The 18,209-nt window shown below is 66.0% G+C and carries 25 protein-coding genes and 1 pseudogene; 14 read left to right on the forward strand and 12 right to left on the reverse strand.

Annotated elements, in window-relative coordinates; translation table 11 throughout:
• Positions 1-2 precede the first annotated feature (2 nt).
• From ACTWPB_RS19695 to ACTWPB_RS19710, 4 genes are read right to left on the reverse strand one after another with little or no spacing between them, the layout of a single operon-like run.
• On the reverse strand, positions 3-866 hold the full coding sequence (locus tag ACTWPB_RS19695; protein WP_446222059.1) for an ABC transporter permease: 864 nt from the start codon (positions 864-866) through the stop codon (positions 3-5).
• Between the two features lies 1 nt (position 867).
• Entirely contained in the window at positions 868-1,716 is an 849-nt protein-coding gene (locus tag ACTWPB_RS19700) for an MlaE family ABC transporter permease (protein WP_446222060.1), read from the reverse strand.
• Positions 1,713-1,895 carry a hypothetical protein gene (locus tag ACTWPB_RS19705; protein ID WP_446222061.1) on the reverse strand — a complete coding sequence of 61 codons (183 nt, stop codon included), beginning with the start codon at positions 1,893-1,895 and terminating at the stop codon, positions 1,713-1,715. The genes ACTWPB_RS19700 and ACTWPB_RS19705 overlap by 4 nt, the downstream gene beginning before the upstream one ends.
• Positions 1,895-2,119: a hypothetical protein gene (locus ACTWPB_RS19710; protein WP_446222062.1), complete on the reverse strand. Its 225-nt coding sequence runs from the start codon at positions 2,117-2,119 to the stop codon at positions 1,895-1,897. Before ACTWPB_RS19710 ends, ACTWPB_RS19705 begins: the two co-directional genes overlap by 1 nt.
• A 274-nt stretch (positions 2,120-2,393) precedes the next feature.
• On the opposite strand from ACTWPB_RS19710, the gene ACTWPB_RS19715 reads away from it, so the two are divergent.
• The 8 genes from ACTWPB_RS19715 to ACTWPB_RS19750 all read left to right on the forward strand — a co-directional run bounded on the left by ACTWPB_RS19715 (position 2,394) and on the right by ACTWPB_RS19750 (position 7,819).
• Positions 2,394-3,560, forward strand: a complete 1,167-nt coding sequence (locus ACTWPB_RS19715; RefSeq protein ID WP_446222063.1) for a thiolase family protein — start codon at positions 2,394-2,396, stop codon at positions 3,558-3,560.
• A 5-nt stretch (positions 3,561-3,565) separates the two neighbouring features.
• Entirely contained in the window at positions 3,566-4,462 is an 897-nt protein-coding gene (locus ACTWPB_RS19720; RefSeq protein ID WP_446222064.1) for an oxygenase MpaB family protein, read from the forward strand.
• A gap of 83 nt (positions 4,463-4,545) precedes the next feature.
• Positions 4,546-4,860 carry a winged helix-turn-helix transcriptional regulator gene (locus tag ACTWPB_RS19725; RefSeq protein WP_446222065.1) on the forward strand — a complete coding sequence of 105 codons (315 nt, stop codon included), beginning with the start codon at positions 4,546-4,548 and terminating at the stop codon, positions 4,858-4,860.
• A gap of 66 nt (positions 4,861-4,926) precedes the next feature.
• Positions 4,927-5,397 (forward strand): hypothetical protein, encoded by a 471-nt coding sequence (locus ACTWPB_RS19730; protein ID WP_446222066.1) that lies wholly within the window; start codon positions 4,927-4,929, stop codon positions 5,395-5,397.
• The gene (locus ACTWPB_RS19735; RefSeq protein ID WP_446222067.1) at positions 5,394-5,954 is read left to right on the forward strand and encodes a nucleoside monophosphate kinase; all 561 of its coding nucleotides are present in this window, start codon (positions 5,394-5,396) and stop codon (positions 5,952-5,954) included. The genes ACTWPB_RS19730 and ACTWPB_RS19735 overlap by 4 nt, the downstream gene beginning before the upstream one ends.
• A 27-nt stretch (positions 5,955-5,981) precedes the next feature.
• Positions 5,982-6,773: a hypothetical protein gene (locus ACTWPB_RS19740; RefSeq protein WP_446222068.1), complete on the forward strand. Its 792-nt coding sequence runs from the start codon at positions 5,982-5,984 to the stop codon at positions 6,771-6,773.
• A gap of 112 nt (positions 6,774-6,885) precedes the next feature.
• On the forward strand, positions 6,886-7,362 hold the full coding sequence (locus tag ACTWPB_RS19745; protein WP_446222069.1) for a DUF1772 domain-containing protein: 477 nt from the start codon (positions 6,886-6,888) through the stop codon (positions 7,360-7,362).
• 58 nt (positions 7,363-7,420) lie between these two features.
• Positions 7,421-7,819, forward strand: a complete 399-nt coding sequence (locus ACTWPB_RS19750) for a PPOX class F420-dependent oxidoreductase (RefSeq protein WP_446222070.1) — start codon at positions 7,421-7,423, stop codon at positions 7,817-7,819.
• Between the two features lie 167 nt (positions 7,820-7,986).
• Here the strand turns inward: ACTWPB_RS19750 and ACTWPB_RS19755 are convergent, their stop codons facing one another.
• The gene (locus tag ACTWPB_RS19755) at positions 7,987-8,616 is read right to left on the reverse strand and encodes a winged helix-turn-helix transcriptional regulator (RefSeq protein WP_446226421.1); all 630 of its coding nucleotides are present in this window, start codon (positions 8,614-8,616) and stop codon (positions 7,987-7,989) included.
• Between the two features lie 59 nt (positions 8,617-8,675).
• Between ACTWPB_RS19755 and ACTWPB_RS19760 the strand changes: the two genes are divergently transcribed.
• Positions 8,676-9,620, forward strand: coding sequence for an alpha/beta fold hydrolase (locus tag ACTWPB_RS19760; RefSeq protein ID WP_446222071.1), 945 nt, complete (start codon positions 8,676-8,678; stop codon positions 9,618-9,620).
• On the opposite strand, the gene ACTWPB_RS19765 is transcribed toward ACTWPB_RS19760, so the two are convergent.
• Positions 9,615-10,085 carry a polyketide cyclase gene (locus ACTWPB_RS19765; protein WP_446222072.1) on the reverse strand — a complete coding sequence of 157 codons (471 nt, stop codon included), beginning with the start codon at positions 10,083-10,085 and terminating at the stop codon, positions 9,615-9,617. The two genes, ACTWPB_RS19760 and ACTWPB_RS19765, sit on opposite strands and share 6 nt — an antisense overlap.
• 191 nt (positions 10,086-10,276) lie before the next feature.
• Here ACTWPB_RS19765 and ACTWPB_RS19770 point away from each other — a divergent pair, with 191 nt between their 5' ends.
• The 4 genes from ACTWPB_RS19770 (at position 10,277) to arfB (ending at position 12,373) form a co-directional block, all read left to right on the forward strand.
• The gene (locus ACTWPB_RS19770) at positions 10,277-10,552 is read left to right on the forward strand and encodes an AAA family ATPase (RefSeq protein WP_446222073.1); all 276 of its coding nucleotides are present in this window, start codon (positions 10,277-10,279) and stop codon (positions 10,550-10,552) included.
• 132 nt (positions 10,553-10,684) lie between these two features.
• Positions 10,685-10,996 (forward strand): EthD family reductase, encoded by a 312-nt coding sequence (locus ACTWPB_RS19775; RefSeq protein WP_446222074.1) that lies wholly within the window; start codon positions 10,685-10,687, stop codon positions 10,994-10,996.
• Positions 10,997-11,452: 456 nt separating this feature from the next.
• A complete protein-coding gene (locus ACTWPB_RS19780) occupies positions 11,453-11,803 on the forward strand; it encodes an HNH endonuclease (protein ID WP_446222075.1) in 351 nt (116 codons plus the stop codon).
• 141 nt (positions 11,804-11,944) lie between these two features.
• Positions 11,945-12,373 carry an alternative ribosome rescue aminoacyl-tRNA hydrolase ArfB gene (arfB, locus tag ACTWPB_RS19785; RefSeq protein WP_378662109.1) on the forward strand — a complete coding sequence of 143 codons (429 nt, stop codon included), beginning with the start codon at positions 11,945-11,947 and terminating at the stop codon, positions 12,371-12,373.
• A 185-nt stretch (positions 12,374-12,558) separates the two neighbouring features.
• Here arfB and ACTWPB_RS19790 read toward each other — a convergent pair whose 3' ends face one another.
• Entirely contained in the window at positions 12,559-13,710 is a 1,152-nt protein-coding gene (locus ACTWPB_RS19790; RefSeq protein WP_446222076.1) for a hypothetical protein, read from the reverse strand.
• A gap of 12 nt (positions 13,711-13,722) precedes the next feature.
• Positions 13,723-14,649: a metal-dependent hydrolase gene (locus ACTWPB_RS19795; protein WP_446222077.1), complete on the reverse strand. Its 927-nt coding sequence runs from the start codon at positions 14,647-14,649 to the stop codon at positions 13,723-13,725.
• Between the two features lie 118 nt (positions 14,650-14,767).
• Here ACTWPB_RS19795 and ACTWPB_RS19800 point away from each other — a divergent pair, with 118 nt between their 5' ends.
• Complete coding sequence (locus tag ACTWPB_RS19800; RefSeq protein WP_446222078.1) at positions 14,768-15,376, forward strand: TetR/AcrR family transcriptional regulator; 609 nt, start codon at positions 14,768-14,770, stop codon at positions 15,374-15,376.
• A gap of 49 nt (positions 15,377-15,425) precedes the next feature.
• Here ACTWPB_RS19800 and ACTWPB_RS19805 read toward each other — a convergent pair whose 3' ends face one another.
• The 4 genes and pseudogenes from ACTWPB_RS19805 to ACTWPB_RS19820 all read right to left on the reverse strand — a co-directional run.
• Entirely contained in the window at positions 15,426-15,560 is a 135-nt protein-coding gene (locus ACTWPB_RS19805; RefSeq protein WP_446222079.1) for a hypothetical protein, read from the reverse strand.
• A 128-nt stretch (positions 15,561-15,688) separates the two neighbouring features.
• A complete protein-coding gene (locus ACTWPB_RS19810) occupies positions 15,689-16,708 on the reverse strand; it encodes a medium chain dehydrogenase/reductase family protein (RefSeq protein WP_446222080.1) in 1,020 nt (339 codons plus the stop codon).
• Positions 16,709-16,791: 83 nt separating this feature from the next.
• A complete protein-coding gene (locus ACTWPB_RS19815) occupies positions 16,792-17,361 on the reverse strand; it encodes a TetR/AcrR family transcriptional regulator (RefSeq protein WP_446222081.1) in 570 nt (189 codons plus the stop codon).
• 51 nt (positions 17,362-17,412) lie between these two features.
• Positions 17,413-18,183 (reverse strand): annotated as a pseudogene (locus tag ACTWPB_RS19820) (SDR family oxidoreductase); the annotation flags it as partial.
• Between the last annotated feature and the right edge of the window lie 26 nt (positions 18,184-18,209).

Below are 18,209 nucleotides of genomic sequence, written 5' to 3' on the forward strand. Positions count from 1 at the left end.
ACCTATCCCGAGATCCGGAATCCGGGGTCGATGCCCCAGATAGCAAGGGTGAGAAAGAGATTGGTGAACACCATCACGACGATGACCATCTTGATCGCACGTCCGGCCGCCACTCCGACACCTTCGGGACCGCCGGAGGCGGTGTACCCGTAGTAGCACTGGATGAAAGTGGCGATCAGCACGAAGATCACGACCTTGAGCACCGAGAAGAACACGTCGCCACCCAGCAGGAACTGGAAGAAGTAGTGGTCGTAGGTGCCCGCGGTGGTACCGCCGAGGAACAGCACCGACAGCTTGGTCGCCACGTAGGCGACCGCGAGGCCGAGGGTGTAGAGGGGGACGATGGTCAGCGTGGCCGCGATCATCCGGGTGGTGACCAGGTAGGGCAGCGGGCGGATCGCGAGGGATTCGAGCGCGTCGATCTCCTCCGAGATCCGCATCGAGCCGAGCTGGGCGGTGAACCGGCAGCCGGACTGGATGGCGAAGGCGAGCGTGCCCAGGATCGGCGCGATTTCGCGGGTCGTGGCGAAACCGGAGATGGCCCCGGTGAGTGGGCCCATCGTCAGCAGGTTGAGCGCGGTATAGGACTCCACGCCGACGGTGATGCCGCCGAACGCGCACAGCACCACCACGACACCGACGGTGCCGCCGCCCACGATCAGCGAACCGTTGCCCCACCCGACATCGGCGACCAGGCGCGCGACGTCCTTGCGGTAGTGCCGCAGCGCGAACGGAATCGCGAACAACGCCTGGAAGAACACGATGGCCTGATGCCCGACACGCTGGTTGACCCGCACAGGCACCTTGGCCGCCGCACCGGCCACGCGGACCGGCCGCAGCACGGGCGGGAGGTATTCGGCTGCCATCTCAGACCACCTTCGACGGGAAGAAGGTGTTGTACAGCTGGGTGACGATGATGTTGGTGGCGAACAGCATCAGCGCCGAGGACACCACGGCTGAGTTGACCGAGTTCGCGACCCCGCCCGGCCCGCCTTCGGTGTGTAATCCGATGTCGCAGGCGATGATCGCGGTGAGCACGCCGAAGGTGGCCGCCTTGACCAGGGCGACGATCAGGTCGTTGGCCACCGCGAACGAGGCGAACGAGCCGATGAACGACCCCGGCGTGCCGTGCTGGGCGTAGACGTTGAACAGGTACGCGGTCGCGAAGCCGACGAACACGATGAACCCACACAGCAGCATGCTGACCAGCACGGCGGCGGCCAGTCGCGGTGCGACGAGCCGGCGCACCGGATCCACCCCCATCACCCGCATCGCGTCGATCTCCTCCCGGATGGTGCGCGAACCCAGGTCGGCGCAGATGGCCGAACCCACCGCGCCCGCGATCATCAGCGAGGTGACCAGCGGTGCGCCCTGGCGGATGATGCCGAGCCCGGCCACCGCGCCGATGAAGGTGGTCGCACCGACCTGATTCACCAGGGCGCCGACCTGGATCGACACCACCACCGCGACCGGGATCGCGACGAAGACGGTCGGCAGCGCGGAGACATTGGCCATGAAGGCGCACTGCTTGATGAACTCGTGGAACGGGAATCGCCGTTGCGCGATGGAGACGAACAACTGCGCGATCGTGGCCTTGGCGAGCAGAACCTGCCTGCCCAGCGTCTCGATCGACTGTTGCGGGTGTCGTCGCCAGAGCCCGGTGGCACTGTCGAGGATCTTGTCGAGCTCCGACGGTTCGGTAGCGGGTCGCGTCATACGCTCAGCCGATGTTCGAGAAGGACGAGTAGCGCGCCGGCCGCGGCCACAGCGAGAATGAGCACGCAGAGCAGCGCGATCCACATGCCCACGCGGAGAACGGGATTGACCTGTGTCCGCCCGCCCAGGATCTTGACGACGATCACCACGATGTCGATGAACCAGACCAGCGCCATCATCAGGTCATCGTCACGTTCGCGAAGGTGAGCACCGGCCAGCAGACGATGGACCCGAGCAACGATATGACCAGGTCGACGCCGTGCAGGTCGCGGAGGTGACCGGTATGGGTCAGAGTCCAGACGACCCCGACGAGACCGTAGGGGATGCCGATGATGATGAGCGTGCCGAGGTATTCCGACACTTTCATCTCGTAACTGAGAAACCTGTCCAGCCGTCGCAACATGGCGATACCGGTGTTCCTTCCTTCACGGACCGGTCGGTGACGACGGCTGGTGGCCGATGTCGTTGACGGTCCGACGATGTTGCCGACAATTCTTGTCTGATCCGATGATGTTGCCGATAATTCTTCATAGATGAGCGATGAGGCGACTGTGATCAGTGGTCAGCTGCCCCGCATGCCAGTGATAAGTTACTAGCAATTCTCCTCGATGAGGCGAGAATGGTGATTAACATAGTCCCCGAAGGGCGCCGACGGTCGGCGACTGTGCAGGAGGTTCGTGATGTCCGCGGTCATCGTTGATGTGGTTCGTACGCCGTCGGGCCGGGGCAAGCCCGGCGGTGGGCTGTCATCCGTGCACCCGGCCACGCTGCTGGCAGGCGTGCTGGCGGAGCTGGTCGAGCGCACCGGGATCGATCCGGCGCTGGTCGACGATGTGATCGGCGGATGCGTCACCCAGAGTGGGGAGCAGGCCAACAACATCAGCAGGACCGCTGTGCTGGCTGCCGGATTCCCCGAATCGGTCCCGGCCACCACAGTCGACCGGCAGTGCGGGTCGAGTCAGCAGGCCGTGCATTTCGCCGCCCAGGGCGTGCTGGCAGGCGCCTATGACGTGGCGATCGCCTGTGGGGTCGAGTCGATGAGCCGTGCGCCGATGTTCTCCAACACCCAGGGCAAGGACTCGCTGCGCGGTCCGCTTGCCGCCCGCTATCCGGCCGGGCTGATCGGGCAGGGGATCGCCGCGGAAATCCTCGCTGCCCGCTGGAAATTGGATCGCGCGGCATTGGACGAGTTCGCCGCGCGATCGCACCGGCTCGCGGCAGCCACCGCGGCCGCGGGCGGTTTCGACGCCGAGTTGATGGTGTCCGGTGAGCTCACCGCCGACGAGACGATCCGCGCCGCTACCACCGTCGACGGCTTGGCCGGCCTGCGTCCCGCCTTCACCGATCCCGTTGTGCTGGAGAGGTTTCCGGAGATCGACTGGTCGGTGACCGCGGGCAATTCCTCACCGCTGACCGACGGTGCGTCGGCGGCACTCATCATGAGCGAGGCGATCGCGGCGAAGCTGGGGCTCACCCCACGCGCCCGCTTCCACTCCTTCGCCGTCGTCGGCGGCGATCCCACACTCATGCTCACCGCTGTCATCCCGGCGACCCGCAAGGCGCTCGAGCGGGTCTCGCTCACGGTCGACGACATCGACACCTTCGAGGTGAACGAGGCTTTCGCCCCGGTCCCGCTCGTCTGGCAACACGAACTCCACGCCGACCCTGCCCGGGTCAATCCGCGCGGCGGCGCGATCGCGCTGGGTCACCCGCTCGGTGCTTCCGGCACGCGACTGCTCGCCACGATGGTCAACCACCTCGAACAAACCGGTGGTCGCTACGGGCTGCAAACGATGTGCGAGGCAGGCGGATTGGCGAACGCGACGATGATCGAACGGATGTGAGCACGATGACCATGGACTCTGTGGCGCCCGATCACGCGCTGACTCTCGACCGCGTGCGCCTCCACATTCCCGACACCTATCGATCCCCTCGCAAACGCCCCGCCCAACTCGCCGACGCCTTGGACTTCTGGATGTTCGCCGGTGCGGCCGCGAACGTGGCGATGCAATTCGCGCACCAGGGTGTGGCGGCCGGGGTGATGGAGAGCAAGGTGGAATCCGGTGCGCTGATGGTGCATCCGTGGAAGCGGCTGCGGACCACCTCCGCTTACCTCGCGGTCGCCGTGCTCGGCACCGACGAGGACAAATCGGCGATGCGGGAGGCGGTCGATGTCGCGCACCGCCAGGTCAGGTCAGGGCCGGACTCGACAGTGAAGTACAACGCCTTCGACCGGAACCTGCAGATGTATGTGGCGGCCGCGATCTACATCGGTTTCGAGGACACCCATCAGCTGCTGCACGGCAAGATGACCCCCGACGAACTCGAGGCGTTCTTCCAGGGCGCGGACACTTTCGGCACCACCCTCCAGGTCCACCCCGACATGTGGCCGAAGACGCGCGCGGAATTCGACGAGTACTGGCTCGGGGCCTGCGAACAAGTCGTGTGCGACGACGAATTCCGCGCCTACATCGACGATCTGCTCCACTTGCGGATGATCCACTGGTCCGTGCGCGTGACGTTCGGCGGCCTCCTGCAGTTCCTGACCGCAGGCTTCCTCCCGCCCCATTTCCGCGACCAGCTGGCGATCGAATGGACCGATTCGGACCAGCGCCGCTTCGAGCACCTGTTCCTGGTCGTCGGCTTCGTCAACCGCTTCATCCCGAAGTTCATCAGGTTCGCGGGCACCAACGCGATGATCCGCGATGTGCGTCGCCGAATCCGGAAACAGAAGGCGCTCATCTGATTCGGGAGCCGGTGGTTCCGAGGGCGGCGGCGGTGAGGCAGGCGAGGGCTACAGTGATCCCGAGGGGGGTGTAGGAGCCGTTGATGTCGCGGATCAGCCCGCCGGTGAGGGCCATCGCGCCCGCGCCGAGTGGGTGGAAGACGCTGATCCAGCCGAAGGCGAGAGCGCGCCTGCGCTACGGCGAATTGCGCCGCAAGGCCGGCGAGGTGACCCCACGCGTACTCACCCGCCAACTGCGCGAGCTGGAACAAGACGGCATCGTCAGCAGACACGCCGTCCCCGAAGTCCCACCACGCGTGGAGTATTCGCGCACCCCGACCGGGAAAGCTTTGCGCGGCTTCGTCACCGAGTTGAACCAGTGGGGTGCGGAATACGTCGAGCGTCTGGCGGGACCGTAGCAAAGGCCGCCTACTCCGAGCCGCGGATCAGCTTCAACCGTTTGATCGATCCGGCATCATGGCGCAATGCGAATCAGCGTCACCGGCCACATGAACCTCCCCGCCGACACGGTCCCGATCGTTCGCGAGGCGATCGCCGACCTGATCGCCGACACGCCGAATCTGGTCGGCATTTCCTGTATCGCCCGCGGCGCCGACAGCATCTTCGCCGAAGCGGTCCTCGACGCGGGTGGACACCTCGAGGTGGTGTTGCCCTTGCGCGACTACCGGGAGGCGAAGGTGCAGCCGGACCACCTGGCGCAGTTCGACGCGCTGATCGACCGCGCAACGACGGTTCGGGTGATGGACTTCGACACCGCAGGCCGCGACGCGTACGAGGCCGCCAACGCGGTCCTTGTCGGCGAGGCCGATCGGATGATCGCAGTGTGGGACGGGAAGGTCGGCCTGCGGGCAGGTACCGGGACGGTTGTCGTTTCGGCGCGTGAGCGGGGACTTCGGGTTGATGTGGTGTGGCCGAACGGCGCTGAGCGCACATGAGGATCAGCGTGCTCGGTGTGGGCGGGTCGAGCGTGGAGTCGGTCGTCGAATGGGCTCGGGCTGAGCTGTCCATCCCCGTCTACACCGCTGCGAAACTGCTTCGCCCGTCCATCGTCAACGAGACCGAGCTCGGCAGGCGGGCGCGATCTTTCCTGGATGCGGGGGAACGGATTCCCGATCACCTTGTCACCTCGATCGCATCGGCTGAGCTCGTCGACCTCCGATCCGGCGGATACCTGTTGCTGGGACTTCCGGCGACCGTGGGACTACGGGTCGCGCTGGACGCGGTCGGCGTCGCGATCGACCATGCGCTGATTGTCGACATGTCCGAGGATGCCCTTATCGCGAAGGTTGCCGCCGAACTCGAACCGGATCGGTGCCACGAGTTCTGGTGGCGGGCGCTCAGTCGGCGGTTCAACGATGAGGTTCAACCCCTTCGCGACTGGTATCAGCAGCGGGCGGCCGAGGGTGCCTTGGAGTTTGCGGTGGTGAACGGTGAGGGCGCGGCGGCGGAAGTGGTTGATCGTGCGAAGCGAGCGCTCGGAATCGCGCTGTAGTGCTGAGCGTGGTCAGCGTCCGCGCTGGTGGCTCAGGCGAAATCAGTTGGTGGGCTTGCCGAACCAGTGGGTTTCGCGCGCGCGTCACGCTTGGGCTGGCTCTGCTCTCCCTGGGGCTTCGGGATTGCTGGGTGGGGCTCCGGCCCCAAGGTGCCAAAACAATCTTGTACCAACATCGTCGAACGGCGAGTGCCACCGCTGGCGGGCGGGCATAACCAAGTGGTGAAAGCCTGGCCGTCCAGTGGTCGGGGAAGCGGTTTCGGTGACAGGAGCGAATTGATGCTGACTGCGAGGACCCTGGCCGAAGCGACCATTTACCTGAGCCTCGTGGCCGCATCCGATGAGGCCAGGCATGGCCCGCCCGAGACCTCGCTGACCGAAGGAACGCAAGCGTGGACTCTCCATTCGGAGCTCGGCGACGTTGCGGTGCGGTACCAGTCCGAGGACGTCAGCCGCCGGCTGGGACGTGTCTATGGCCTCGGCGTTTCACAGCTCATCGATGCCGGCCAGTGGATCATGATTTCCCAGACGTTCGCGCGCCGCGCACTCGAGGCGGACATGGCCTACACCGCCCAGCCTGGTCAGGACCGCACCACTGTTGAGCTGAATTGGGAGTTCGCGGCTGAGACGGTCGTCGAAGCGATGAAGTTCTTGCCCGAAGGCGCGGGCAGGCTGCCTGCCGAGGCATTCTGGTCCGAACTCGGCGAACAGTTCGCGCGCGAGCAGCCCGACAGGATCACCCGGGCACACCTCGTCGACGACTACGAGTACTACACCGGCACCCTCGAAGACTTCCGTCAGCTCTACGGCGAGGCCTGAGGGTCCGCCGCGGTAGCCATCTGAAATCTAGCGGCGCTAGACAGGCCGACGGACGAGTGTTACCGTTGCTCCAATTTCTAGCGATGCTAGATAGTAGGAAGGGAAGCCGAAAATGCTCATTGTCACCGGCCAGATCATCGCCGCCGTCGCCGTTCTCGCCAACGCCATCGTCTATGGCACCGATGTCTGCGGGGCCCTGATCATGCGGTCCGTGTACCGCAAGCTCGATGACGCGACCGTGACCGTGAGTGCGGGATGGGGTCACTACTACGGCGACAAACGCATGCCGGTCTTCGGGGTGGGCGGTGTGGTCACCGCGGTGCTCACCCTGGTGATCGCGCTGGCGGCCGGCCGGATCGGCGCGGCTGTCGCGGCAGGGATCACGGTGGCGGCACTGCTCACCTGGCTCGCCTTCTACGTTCGCATCGCCAAGCCGATCAATACCCAGCAGACCGCCGCTGCCCAGAGCGGCATCATTCCGGCCGATGCCCGTGCGCTGCAGGACAAGTGGGACAGCATTCTGAAGTACCGGGTCACCCTGCAGTTCATCGCCATCGCCGGCCTGTGCGCCGCGCTGATCCTGTTCTGATCTCCGAGCACGCGGTGCGGGGCGCACCTGAAATCGAATTCACCGAGGAGTAAGCGACATGACCTTCACCATCAATGAACAGCAGTTCCTCGCGGAGGCCGGGATCGGTCGGCTGGCCACGGTGTCGCCGGAGGGTGTTGTGCAGAACAACCCGACCAACTATCGGGTGAACGCCGACGGCACGATCGACATCGGGGGCATGCGGATGCGTGCCAGTCGAAAGTGCCGCAATGTCGAGGCGGGCAGCCGGGTGTCGTTCGTCATCGACCAGCAGGTTTCCTTGGAGCCCTACGTGATTCGCGGCATCGAGGTACGCGGGAAGGCCGAGGTGCTCGATGACGAGGAACCACCGTTCCCGCCCCCGGAACGCACCATCATCCGAATTCACCCCGAACGGATCATCTCCTGGGGCATCGACGGCGGGCCGTTCGACTTCACCGGTCGCGGCGCCCAATAGTCGGGCACCGTGGGCGCTCGCGGGACAGCGGCGCGATCACCCGCCAGCTCGGACCGACCCCGCACACAATCCGGTATGCGTTGGGCGACAACCGAATTGACCTCGTCCACGACGATGGCGCGGTGAGCTCGGATATTGCCGGCCGTGCGCCTGCCGGAGCGGCCCCCTCAGGCGGCGAAGACGGTGCGGACGACGGACTCGTCGCCGTCGATCTCGACCAGTCCGAGGGTGAGGGCGACGCTGAGGGTGAAGGCGCCGGCCGCGAGGCCGAGGATGTAAGCGGGGTCGGCACGGACGGTCGCATCGAGGTCGCGGCCGTCGTGGGGGCCGACTTCGAAGCCGGAGTTCGTGGCGCGGAGCTGGAGGAGCGGGTCGCCGATCTCGAGACCGACCGTCGCCGAGGGGCGGACCTCGACCCGGGTGTCGAGCAGGGCGGGGACGGCGAGGGAGAGCCACCCGGGGCGGAAGGAGTCACCGTCGGCGGGGCCGCGGGACATCAACGGGGTGGACCAGCGGATCAGGCTGTCGATCGGCTGGCGCAGCTCGGCGCCCCACGGCGTGAGGGCGTACTCGACGACGCTTCCCTCGCCCGCCAGTCGCCGCTCGACCACGCCGGCAGCCTCGAAGTCGCGGAGTCGGTCAGCGAGCAGGTTGGTCGCGATGCCGGGAAGTCCGTCGATCAGGTCGCGGTAGCGGGCGGGGGCTATCAGGAGCTGACGGACGATGAGCAGGTTCCACCGGTCGCCGACGACCTCGAGGGACCGGGCGAGCCCGCAGTACTGGCCGTAACTACGCATCATTTCCTACTATCGCTTGAAATTCTCAAGTGCGCGTGACAAGCTCAAGCATACCGTCGATGCCGAGCCAAGAGGGGGCCGCCATGGCCGATATCACCAAGAGCGTGCGGCCCAGCTGGGTCGACGACGATCTGTTCCCGTTCGAGAGCCGATTCATCGATATCGACGGGCACACCGTGCATTACATCGACGAAGGGTCAGGTCCCACACTCCTGTTCCTGCACGGCAACCCGACCTGGTCGTTCCTCTGGCGCGACGTGATCCGCGCGCTGCGCGAGGACTTCCGGTGCGTCGCCCTCGACTACCCGGGCTTCGGGCTGTCGACACCGCAGCCGGGCTACCGCTACCTGCCTGAGGAACACGCAGACGTGGTCACCGGGTTCGTCGACGCGCTCGGCCTCGATGAGGTCACTCTGGTCGGGCAGGACTGGGGCGGCCTGATCGGCCTGGCGGTCGCGCAGCGGCGGCCGGGCGTCTTCGATCGGCTGGTGCTCGCCAACACCTGGGCGTGGCCGCTCAACGGCATCCTCCACTTCGAGGCCTTCTCCCGCGTCATCGGCGGACTCCCGAGCCGATTCCTGATCCGGCGATTCAACGTCCTCGTCAACACGTTCATCCCCACCGGCCACCGCAGGCGGAAGCCGACAGCGGCCGAGATGTCGCACTACCGCCGGGCACTGGACACCCCCGGGAGGCGCCAGGCCTCCGCGGTACTCCCTGGCCGGGTCCTCGCCAGCCGGGACTTCTTCGCCGAAGTCGAGGCCGGCCTTACCGACCTCGCCGACCTGCCGACACTGATCGTGTGGGGTGACGCCGACATCGCCTTCCGTCCCCAGGAACGCGAGCGCCTGGAAGCGACCTTCACCGACCACAAGACCGTGATCGTCGAAGGCGCAGGCACCTACGTGGAATCCGACGCACCCGAGGAGTTCGTCGCCGCGATCCGCGACTGGACAGCGACGCAGCGCGGAGACGCGAGTCGTGCGGGTGAGCCAGACCTATAGGCCGCTCTGGACGGTGCGGGCGAGAATGCCGAGGGTGGCTCGTAGTGCCGACTCGGGAATGATCGGGAAGATGGCCGCCTCGCGATAGCGGGGCGCGATATTGCTCCAGTCGTAGTACGAGATGACCAGTGTGCCGGTCTCGTCGGCCTCCAGGCGATAGCCGTACCGGTGCTCGATCGGCGGCTTGATCGTGCCCGAGATCGTCCATTCGAGCCGCTTGTCCTGCTCGAATTCGGTGATGATCACCGTCACGTCGTATTTGCCCATCGGAAGGTCGTTGAGCGACTCGCGGTCCATGTGCACGACGAACTCGTCGCCGACACCCGTGACGGGTTTCCCCTCCGCCGATTGCAGCATGCCCGAACTGTCGATGGCTACATGCCCTTCGGGGGAACACAGCAGCGTGAAGATCTCCGTAGGTGACGCGGTGACATGCCGCTGGACCTCGAACCGTTCTACCGTCATGTCCTCCACCCTCGCACACTCGGCGTCGAAGCAGACTGCGTGTGAGCCGCCGGAGCCGCGGGTGCGAGGCAACCGCGATCGGTTGCGAGTGGCCGATACCCGGGCAGGTCCTCGTGGCGGATAGCCGCGCGCGCAGTGGCACAAGGGTGCGTTCCGGCGGACTTGATCGACGTTGAGCGATGATCTATTGCGTGGATGGACTTCTGGTCTTGGTGAACGGACTACCCGGGGCGGGCAAGACGACGTTGGGCGCCGAGCTCGCGCGGTCGCTGGACGCGTGGTTCCTATCCAAAGACGCCGTCAAGGAAGCGCTAGCCGCCAGTATCGAAAATGCTGTCGACGTACCGGAATTGGGCGGCGTCGCCATGGACACGATCTGGGCACTGGCCGCCCGAACGCCGACCGATGTTGTCATCGACTCGTGGTGGTTCAAGCCACGGGATCTTGCGTTCGCACGAATAGCCTGAACCGCGCAGGTCGCGGCATGAGCGGATTTTCGCTCGTGCTCCTGATCGTGTGCCTTTAGGGTGGTGCTGGTATGGCGACGACCCGAGATCTCCGAAGGTGTTGTGGTCGCCCGCCGCCGAACGGAGGTCGCTGTGCACAAACTGATGGTCCTGTATCCCGAGCCCGCCGATCCCGACCACTTCCGCGACTACTACGTGAACAACCACCTCCCGCTGGTCATGCGCATGCCCGGCCTGCTCGCGTGGCGCTACAGCTTCGAGGTGGCAGCGACGCAGGGACAGACGCCGTACTTCGCGGTCTTCGAGGCCGAGTTCGCTGACGCTGCGGCAATGACCGCGGCGAGGGAGTCTCCGCAGGGCCAGCAGGCAGCAGCCGATGTCGCCAACTACGCCACCGGTGGTGCAGTCGTCATCCACTATCCGGTGCAGAACGGCACCTGCTGAGCCTGGCCCTGAGGCACCGCCGTATCCGCGGTGAGCCATGTTCGCCACTTCCTCGCGGAATCGGTCCCCGCACTCGCATCGGCATTACCGTGCACACCAACGGCCCCAGATATGTCGGGCCGTCGATTTTCAGGTCTGCCGGATAACCGGAAGCGTCCAGGTGGTTTCGCCGCTTTCGGCTACATGGCGAGCAAGCAGCACCCGATCCTGTTCGAGGCAGACGCCTTATGCCGCGATTCTGAAAGTCGCCTCTATCCCTGACACTCGGATCGCTGGACGAGGCAGATCACCGAAGCGATCGCCCTCATCGGCATTTTGGTGCGTTGGCGACGGCCTGAACGCGAGCCAGGTGGATTGGCAACAAAGCCAGAGCCGGTCTCCAAGGTGCGGACTGTGACGGAAACAGTGTGCCCGGCCTCCGACTGTTGACCATCGCGACGCGTACTGTCACCCCTCGTGCCGACTGGTGGTAGCAAACAGGTTCGGGCCGCGCGCAAGCGCAAGAAGCGGATGGCTCAGGTCACCCATGATCTCACCGACGCGCAGTGGGACGCGCTCAAGGCGTCCTGGGGTGGGTGTGCTTACTGCGGCGCCCTCGTCACCTCGCTGCAGAGGGATTGCGTGCAGGCCATCTCTCGCGGTGGCCGCTACACGCTCGGCAATGTCGTGCCCGCGTGTGGGTCGTGCAATGCCAGCAAGTGCAACGCCGAGGTGACTGGCTGGCTGCGGCGCAAGAAGCTCGACGAACGCTCATTCCTCGTGCGCCACTACAAGATCGCCTCCGAGCTGACCACCCGGTTCGCCTAGTGGCGTAAATCGTTGGCGGACAGCCTGCTTGTTTCACGTCGACAAGGTCATCGCTAACATGAACGACAAGGTCGGCACTCAGTCGCAACCAGACCGGCGTGGTCAGGTCGACTCGCGGATCGGAAAGTGCGGCGTCGGATCATGGCAGAGGACCTGACCGTGACTCGGGGGCTGGTGATTCCCGCGTCCGAGTTGCGCGAGCGGTTCTCACGGTCGTCCGGTCCGGGAGGGCAGCACGTCAACACCACCGACAGCCGGGTAGAGCTGTCGTTCGACCTCGCCAACTCGCCCTCGGTGCCGGAGTGGCTGCGCACCCGGATGCTCGACCGCCTGGCCACCCGCCTGGTCAACGGGGTGCTCACGATCGCCGCATCAGAGCAACGCGCACAGCTACAGAACCGCGCGGCCGCCCGCGAACGCCTGGCCTCGTTACTGCGTGACGCCGCTGCCGCCCCGCCACCTGTTCGCCGCGCCACCAAGCCCTCGCGCGGAGCGAAGGAACGTCGCATCTCCGCGAAGAAGCGGCGCGGCGTCACCAAACGCAACCGCCGCGCGTCCCCTGACGACTAGCCGGCCGCGCAGGTCGGGGTATCGGCGGCATCTGCTCCGCCATCGCACGGCGGCTGACCAGCTGTAGTAGGCAATGATGTCGGCGCCTGCCTGTGCGGGCGCCGACATCATCCGCTTCTAGTGCCAGCCCATCCATGTCGTGGGGGAGCGCGGCGGCAACACTGGTGCGCAACCATGGGACTGGATCAGCTGGACACCTCCGAAGTCGCCGAAGCGGGGGAGTCCGGGGTCGGCTGGGGGCGTGGCACGGTGAAGGTGGCCAGGACCGAGGCGATTGCGATGGCGAAGCACGCCGCTGTGTACCAGAGGTTTCCGATGGGGTCGCCGTTGCTCGTCTGCCCGTCGACGGCGTCGAAGAAGGCGGGTAGTGACGCGATCCAGAGGAAGGCGAAGACGGCGAGGTAGAGGGCGCTGAATCGTTGCACGAACGGGTCGGTGTATTGCGGAGCTGCCTCGGTGTCTCGGCGGAGCTGGGACCACTGGCGAACCAGCACGACTCCGGCGACCACCGCGAGGACGGCCAGTTCCAGTGCGTAGACGACGCCGCGGACGGTGGTGTTGCTCATGCCGATGACGGTCGCGGGGAGCGGGAGCACGAAGGTGCCGACCGAGGCGAGCAGGCCGATCACGACTGTGCGCCAGGTCAATTCGATACCGGAGAAGTGTCTGCCGTCGTCGACGTGGCGGCCGACGAAATACTGGACGCAGAAGGCCAGCGACATCGGCCACAGTGCCGCGAAGACGACGACGCTGCCCATCGGGACCGAATCGAACATCGGCTGGTTGATCGGGTTGTCCACCGACCATTCCCACCAGCGCAGCTGCGGTCCGAGGTGGTCGAAGATCTCGTAGAAGGCGTGGTGGACGAAGCCCACGCAGGTGGCGCCGATCAGGACTCCGTATCGACGGAAGATACCGAGCATCCGGACGATGCCGAACGCCATCGTCGCCATCAGCGGATAGATCGCGATGATGTAGAGGGGCAGTCGGCCCCAGAGGAAGTCGACGGTGAACACGTTGTGCGCGAACATCGTGTCGACGTGTTCTTCGATGCCGAACGCGGCCGGGAAGTACAGCGGCGGTTCGATGACGAACAGGTAGGCGGTGGCGCCGAACCACAGGACCAGGTTGGTGGGGTCGCCGTGGCGGCGCAGGCGCACGATCGCGTACCAGAGCGCGAGAATCGCGCCGGCGACGATGGTGAGTTCGAGGACCGGCAGGGTCCAGTTCTCCAGGGCGAACGGGCTGCGGAACTCGACGAGTCCGCCTGCTTCCTCGCAAGAGAAGCCCAGTTCGGTGGCGAGTTCGGCGAAGGTGTTCGAGCAATGGTCGGCCATCGGGGTTACCTTCTACGAGCTGACGGAATCGGCGGTGTACCAACGGGTTACGTCGTAGCCCTCGTCGTAGCGGCGGAACCATTCGTCGGCGAGTGCGGGTAGCTGCTCGTGCGCCGGATTGTGCCGTGGCATCTGACTGCGGATGATGCCGCCCAGTGCGACGAGCTGCTCGCGCAGCCCGAGATCGTCGAACGCGCGCGGCATCGTCCCGTTGCCGGCAGGCTGCAGGAACGGCAGCCACCGGCGCAGAGTCTGGCCCCTGCGGTAGTTGGCGAACATCGACAGCGCGTCGACCTGCCGATCCGCCAGCGGCACATGCTCGTTGAAGCCCTCGCACGCCACCCGGATCACCTGCAGGACGTGCCGGAAGATCGACGCCGCCACCCGCATCCGGTACAGCTCATTGTCGACCACCGAATTGAAGATGATCAGCGCGGAGCTGCGATGCTCGACTTCCTCGACGAAATGCCAGATGAACAGGGAGGCGACGCGGTCGTCGCCGGGGGCGAACAGATTCTTGTCGTTGTCGAGCATCAGCTTGAACACCGGCGTGAACGTCGCCTCGAGGTCGGCGGTGTAGGCGAGGCGGTATTTCACCGGGGTCTCGGCGGTGAGCTTGTCGAACTCGCCGATCACCGCGTCCAGGGTCTGTTGCAGCCCCGGGTAGCGGCGGATCAGCGCCTTCACATGCTGGCGGTGGGCGGTGGAGTGCTGGCCCTCCTGGCGCATGAACGCGTCGGCCTCCGAGGCCACCTCGGGGTCGGTGATCTGCGGTTTCGCCTGCGTGATCAGCTGCACGATCATCTTCTCGAAGCCGATGGCCAGGAACGAGACGGCATTGGCCATCGACGAGAACGCCGGATTCTGTGGGTTCCACAGAAACGGCACGTCGTAGTCGGAGAACGCGAAATCCATTTTGCGGACGTGAAGTTCGGTCACGGTGGGGCTACCTCGTTGTCGGCCACGGTTGATCAAGCAATCATACGATTCGGCCGTCGAGTGTATGATCACTTTCTGGTAATTCGCCCTGACCTGGGGTTGTGCTAGCGTCCACCTGGTGGCGCGTAGACGTGGGTGGGGCGGCAGTCCGCCGGGTGACGATGCGGAGGCGACGCGCCGGATCATCGCTGCCGCAGTCGAACTCATCGGCCGGACCGGTGCGGAGATCAGCATCGCCGACGTGGCGGAATCGCTCGGCGTCATCCGTCAGACGGTCTACCGGTATTTCCCCAGCGCCGACGCGCTCATGACCGCATCGGCTATCGCCTCGGTCGACGATTTCCTCGATCGACTCACCCGCCAGGTCAGCGGCCTCGGCGACCCCGTCGAAGCGATGACAGAGGCCGTCGTCTTCACCCTCACCGACGTCCGCCGCACCCCCCACCTGGGCATTCTGCTGTCGAGCTCGTACTCCAACGCCCACCCGGAGGGCATGACCTCCGACGAGGCTCAAGCCTTCGGCATGACGATGATCCGCCGCTTCGATGTCGACTGGTCCGCCCACGGCTACGACGAGCCAGCCCTGCGCGAACTCGTCGAATATGTCCTGCGCACGATGCAGTCGTTCTTCCTGTCGCCGGGCAACCCGGCACGCTCCGATGACGAATTACGTCGCTACCTGCGCCGATGGATGGGATCCGCGATCAGCGCGCAGCAGAAGGGCTGAACGCCGAGCGTGCCCGACCGGAATTCCGGACGGGCACTCGGCGGAGGTTTCAGCTCGCCGCGGCGATCCTGCGCGGCTCGATCGCGGCGGCGAGTAGATAGCTGCCGCCACCGGCCAGTGCCAGCGCCCAGTACAGATACGCGCCGTCGAGAAACAGTGCGGCCGTGGAACTTACGGCAAGCAATGCGCCGAGCGTGTACTGCAGAACGTCGCGGTAGGCGACCCCGCCTGCCAGGTAGAGCAGTCCGACGATCAGCCCGGACCCGGCCGGGCTGGGAAACGTCCATGATCGATCTCCAGTGTGTGCGCGGGTCAGGCGCTGACGAGGACGACTTTGCCGGTGACGGTGCCGGATTCGGCGAGCTCCATCGCCCGGGCCGCGTCGGTGAGGGGGATGCGGGCCGCGACCTGGGCGGTCACGGTGCCCGCGGCGGCGAGCGCGAAAACCTGGGCGAGATCTTCGGCGATACGAGCACGGAAGCGGGTGAGGTTGCGCCTGCCCGCCCACAGGTTGTAGAAGAGCGCACTTCGCTTGTTGGGCAGCGTGTTCCACCACAACAGGCGGGCGAACAGTTTCAGGACGGGCAGCCGGGAGCCGCCCTCGTCGTTCTTGGTGGCCGCCGTTCCGTAGGAAACGAGGGTGCCGCCGTCGGCGAGCAGGTCGAATGAGTCGGTGATTCCGGGCCCGCCGATGTGATCGAACACGGCGTCGACTCCGTGCGGCGCGATAGCCCGAACCTGTTGGGGCACATTGCCGCGGTAGTCGATCCAGGTGGAGCCCAGCGCGGCGACCGCGTCGGCATGGCGAGTCGACGCGGTGCCGATCACGTGAATGCCTGCGGCACGGGCCAATTGGACCAACGTCGAGCCGACACCGCCGTTGGCGCCGTGGACGAGGATTGTCGCGCCCGGCTGGACGTCGGCGACCCGATGCAGCATCTGCCACGCGGTGATGCCGTTCACGACAAAGGTTTCCGCATCGGCGGCCTCGACCGTATCCGGCACCGGGATCAGGTCGGCGGCGTCGAGGTCGACGTGGCTGCTCCAACCGCCGGTCTTGGTCAACGCGGCGACCCGCTGCCCGATCAGCGTCGCGTCGTCGGCCGCGGTCACCGTGCCGACCAGGTCATAGCCTGGCACGAAGGGGAACGGCGGCTGGTCGAAGTACTTGCCGCGGCGCATCTGCTGCTCGGCGAAGGACACCCCGGAGGCATCGACGCGGACCAGCGCGCGCCCGGGGCCGGGTGGGGCGAGTTCGCGTTGCGTGACGAGCAGGCCGCTGGGCTCCACTCGCCCGGGCAGGACAATTTCGGTGGCGGTCGTGGTGTTCATCGGGGCGCCTTCCATGGTGTGTGACTGGTCAATTACTCTGGGTGGAAAGAAGACTCCAACCTGGCAAGGCTGGAGCGATGGGGTCAGTGGGCCTTCGGGTGGCGCATGCCGGTGGTCAGGGCGGTGGCCCAGGCGCTGTCGTTGCCGTCGAGCCCGAGGGTGGTGACGAGGTGGCAGAGCTGGCCGTAGGCGATGAAGTACTGGATCTGCTCGGGGGTGCCACCGGAGCGGCGCTGCACGAACGTGGTCACCTTGGCCAGTCCCCGGCGCAGTGCGTCGGCGATTTCCGGGATGTCGGTGGCGGACTGGGCGTGCACCTGCAGCATCAGCAGACTCTTGTCGGCGATGAGTTCGGCGTAGGCGCCGCCCATGTCGTGCAGGATTCCGGCGGGGTCCTCGGCGGTGGAATTGGCCGCGCCCGTTGACATCGCGCGTTCGACGAGTTCGAAGCAGTGATCGAGCGCGGCCACGAACAGGGCGACCTTGCCGGGGAAGAGTTTGAAGACGTAGGCGGGGGAGATGTCGGCGCGCGCGGCGACGGTGTTGATCGGGGTGCCGTGGTAGCCGGTTTTGGCGAACTCGATGATCGCGGCGTCGACAACTGCGTCCCGCCGGACGTCCGAGGTGGAGAGGGTGGCACCGCGCTTGCTCATGTGAGTGACTGTACACTCACTCTTCGCGGAGCGTCGACACCTGACAGGGGATCAGCGGAGATCGGCGAGGGCGGTGTCCACGTCCGGGCCGCGCAGGCTGTGCCGATTACTGCGCATGACCAGGCGCAATGGTCGCGGGCAGTCCTGGACGGCGGAGAAGCGATCGGTCGCCACGATGCGCGCCGGCGCGCCGAGGTGATCGCGGACACGGGTCATGAGTTGGTAGCGGCTCAGTGTTTCCGCGCCCGCGAAGTGCACGACGCCCGATTCGTCGGCGAGCTGCTCGAGCGCGGGTGCCAGGCTCGGCAGATACAGCGGATTGCAGACGATATCGGTGCGTGCCGGGATCTCGGGTGCGGCGAAGCGGGCCAGGAATTTGGTCGACAGTGGGCTGCGTCCATAGACGAGCGGGAGCCGGACTACCAGGTGGCGGTCGTGGTCGAGGACCAGGTCCTCGGCAGCGACCTTGGTCTCGCCGTAGACGTTGATCGGTGTGCGCGTTGCGCTTTCGTCGTAGTTCTCGGCCGTGCCGTCGAAGACATTGTCGGTCGACAGGTAGACGAGTTTCGCGCCCGTCGTGCCGATGGCTTCGAGCAGCGGCACCATCGGCGCGACGTTCGCCGCGTAGGCCGCGGCGGGATCATGTTGCGCGGCACCGAGATCCACGACACCGGCGGTATGGACCACCATGTCGAACCCCTGCCCGACGAGTGCGCGCACCGCGCCGGTGTCGGCGAGATCCACCGGGACGAGCCCGTGCCTGCCCCGGCTGGTCCCGACGACCTCATGGTTCTCGGCGAACTGCGCGTGCAGTGCGCTGCCGACGAAACCGCCAGGCGCCGAGGATC

The sequence above is a fragment of the Nocardia sp. IBHARD005 genome, from assembly GCF_052814245.1.

Coding starts and splice junctions, on each gene's coding strand:
- ACTWPB_RS19730 (WP_446222066.1), top strand. CDS start 4,927: ATGCGAATCAGCGTCACCGGCCACATGAACCTCCCCGCCGACACGGTC.
- ACTWPB_RS19750 (WP_446222070.1), top strand. CDS start 7,421: ATGACCTTCACCATCAATGAACAGCAGTTCCTCGCGGAGGCCGGGATC.
- ACTWPB_RS19720 (WP_446222064.1), top strand. CDS start 3,566: ATGACCATGGACTCTGTGGCGCCCGATCACGCGCTGACTCTCGACCGC.
- ACTWPB_RS19710 (WP_446222062.1), bottom strand. CDS start 2,119: ATGTTGCGACGGCTGGACAGGTTTCTCAGTTACGAGATGAAAGTGTCG.
- ACTWPB_RS19765 (WP_446222072.1), bottom strand. CDS start 10,085: ATGACGGTAGAACGGTTCGAGGTCCAGCGGCATGTCACCGCGTCACCT.
- ACTWPB_RS19790 (WP_446222076.1), bottom strand. CDS start 13,710: ATGGCCGACCATTGCTCGAACACCTTCGCCGAACTCGCCACCGAACTG.
- ACTWPB_RS19725 (WP_446222065.1), top strand. CDS start 4,546: ATGTCGCGGATCAGCCCGCCGGTGAGGGCCATCGCGCCCGCGCCGAGT.
- ACTWPB_RS19760 (WP_446222071.1), top strand. CDS start 8,676: ATGCCGAGCCAAGAGGGGGCCGCCATGGCCGATATCACCAAGAGCGTG.
- ACTWPB_RS19700 (WP_446222060.1), bottom strand. CDS start 1,716: ATGACGCGACCCGCTACCGAACCGTCGGAGCTCGACAAGATCCTCGAC.
- ACTWPB_RS19755 (WP_446226421.1), bottom strand. CDS start 8,616: ATGCGTAGTTACGGCCAGTACTGCGGGCTCGCCCGGTCCCTCGAGGTC.
- arfB (WP_378662109.1), top strand. CDS start 11,945: ATGGCAGAGGACCTGACCGTGACTCGGGGGCTGGTGATTCCCGCGTCC.
- ACTWPB_RS19745 (WP_446222069.1), top strand. CDS start 6,886: ATGCTCATTGTCACCGGCCAGATCATCGCCGCCGTCGCCGTTCTCGCC.
- ACTWPB_RS19705 (WP_446222061.1), bottom strand. CDS start 1,895: ATGATGGCGCTGGTCTGGTTCATCGACATCGTGGTGATCGTCGTCAAG.
- ACTWPB_RS19735 (WP_446222067.1), top strand. CDS start 5,394: ATGAGGATCAGCGTGCTCGGTGTGGGCGGGTCGAGCGTGGAGTCGGTC.
- ACTWPB_RS19695 (WP_446222059.1), bottom strand. CDS start 866: ATGGCAGCCGAATACCTCCCGCCCGTGCTGCGGCCGGTCCGCGTGGCC.
- ACTWPB_RS19815 (WP_446222081.1), bottom strand. CDS start 17,361: ATGAGCAAGCGCGGTGCCACCCTCTCCACCTCGGACGTCCGGCGGGAC.
- ACTWPB_RS19810 (WP_446222080.1), bottom strand. CDS start 16,708: ATGAACACCACGACCGCCACCGAAATTGTCCTGCCCGGGCGAGTGGAG.